The 863-nt window shown below is 62.7% G+C and carries 2 protein-coding genes; both read right to left on the bottom strand.

Going from position 1 to position 863, the window contains the following annotated elements; translation table 11 throughout:
- The coding region (locus IEX01_RS21425; protein WP_188724529.1) for a hypothetical protein at positions 1-220 on the bottom strand (220 nt) is incomplete at its 3' end.
- A 32-nt stretch (positions 221-252) separates the two neighbouring features.
- A complete protein-coding gene (locus IEX01_RS21420) occupies positions 253-810 on the bottom strand; it encodes a fimbrial protein (RefSeq protein ID WP_188724527.1) in 558 nt (185 codons plus the stop codon).
- Positions 811-863 lie beyond the last annotated feature (53 nt).

The raw sequence follows: 863 nt of genomic DNA, 5'->3' as shown, positions 1-863 counted from the left end.
GTTTTGAAAACTGGCTTAAATCGATATTCTGTTTGTCCTTCACATCCAGCACGTCGGTATTAAACTGGATGTCGTCCGCCGCCATTGCCGGCGCGCGGATCCCCGCCAGCACGCAGACGGTCAGTGCGGAAAGTTTTATTATTCTGACCGCGCCGTGATTGATTCGCGCCGTCGCGTCGCGCGCTTTATTACGCGTTTTATTAATAGAAATGTCAGCCATGTCCGTTATATCCGCCAGAGGATGAAAAACAGTCAGAAATAATCAACCCGGTAGCGGATAACGGCGCGGTAGTCGCCGGCCATTAATTCGCGCGTGGTGGTTTTCAGCGTCAGGTAATAATCCAGGCGGATATCGTCCGCCGCCTGGCGGTAAGAGACGGCCTCGCCGGGGCGTATCACCGCGCCGCGGCTGTCGGTGAGCTCCAGCGCCACGCCGGACGCCATGCCGCCGACGCGGAACAGCCCGTCCTCGCGCTCGCCGTCAAAGGTCACCTGCAGCACCTGCCAGGGCGCCGGGTCGTCCGCCTGCGCCAGCGCGCAGCCGGTCAGGCTGATGGAAAACGGATGCGGCTCGCCCTGTCCGGTGCGCCGCATATGGCCGCGCGTCTCGCTGCCCATCGCCACCGTCTGGTCGCTGTCGCCGGTGGTGATGTCGCAGGCGCTCGACAGAATGACGCCTTCCATACTCACCCGCCCGGTAAGCCCCAGGTCAAATTCGCTGCCCGGCGTGGCCGCCTGCCGGGAGGCCTGCGCCGCGCAGGCAGCCGCCAGCAGCGCGAACGCCGTGGCGCCGCGTAAGAATCTGTTCATGAGTTCCGTCTCTGGTGTCTGAAAAAAAACACATGCCCGCCCGCGCGGGCATG

Origin of the sequence: Franconibacter daqui, from assembly GCF_014644275.1 — a bacterium.
Taxonomy (GTDB): Bacteria; Pseudomonadota; Gammaproteobacteria; order Enterobacterales; family Enterobacteriaceae; genus Franconibacter; species Franconibacter pulveris.
Note: the sequence above shows the minus strand (reverse complement) of the source record. Positions and strands in the feature narration are given on the sequence as shown.